This is a genomic window from Acinetobacter sp. Ver3, assembly GCF_000632455.1.
Taxonomy (GTDB): domain Bacteria; phylum Pseudomonadota; class Gammaproteobacteria; order Pseudomonadales; family Moraxellaceae; genus Acinetobacter.
In genome coordinates this window covers 1-859 of record NZ_JFYL01000171.1, presented here as the reverse complement: position 1 = coordinate 859, position 859 = coordinate 1, and the positions used below count along the sequence as shown (strand labels likewise).

Here is an 859-nt window from a genome sequence, read left to right as displayed (position 1 = left end):
ACTAGAAGGCTATGCATTTAAACAGACCACTGATGATGAGGTGCACGGAGAAAGTATTGGCATGAAAGGACAGGCACTGGCGTTTGGCCCTGCCATTCAATACAAACGTGATAACTGGTCGTTGGAAGCTAAGTTTTTAAAAGAAACTGAAGTAGAACATCGTCCTGAAGGACATTCCACCACCTTAAAAATGGTTTGGACATTTTAATGACTAATTATTCTTACTTAACCTGAGTTAGATATAAAAGCCTTGGCCTTTTAAAACATTGTTTATTAACATAAAATTATATAAGTCAAGGCTTTTTAATGGATCCATAAACTGTTTTAACTGCAGTACAAAAAATTGGGCTAACACATGATCAACTTGCCATGATTCTTGATATAAATTTATCGATAACCAATATAGATTGTTGCAGATTCTCATTAGAGTAATTTTTAAATAAGAAGGAAATTGTTGGAGAAATTTTAGTCTTTTTTTGATTTTCTGAAATAAAGACTTATTTATTGTAAATACATTTATTGCTTTCAGATCTTGTAAGAAACATATTAGTTTTTTTGAAAAGCAATTTATGACTTTATCATTTCGATCTGTAAAACAGCCCTAGCTACGTAGTGATCTGAAATAACTCTGAAAATACAGTTAAAATACGCGGTTCAATTTACCGTAGTCTCCTTACGGAATTGGCAGAAAGATTGTCAATGCCAGATCTGAACTTTCGGCAACTCTCTGGCAAAATTTCCTTGCAGCCCTGCATTTAACTGCTTAGCGCAATCTGATAATAAATAATAACAAACCCTCCGCGCAGTTAGCATACAGTAAGTAAAGGAATGGTTGACTGTGATCATAAAAATAGCATAT

The 859-nt window shown here is 33.6% G+C and carries 1 protein-coding gene; it reads left to right on the top strand.

What is annotated here, in order from left to right; genetic code table 11:
• Positions 1-208 (top strand): transporter (locus CL42_RS16200; RefSeq protein ID WP_035271013.1); only part of this gene is annotated, 208 nt, incomplete at its 5' end.
• Positions 209-859: the final 651 nt, after the last annotated feature.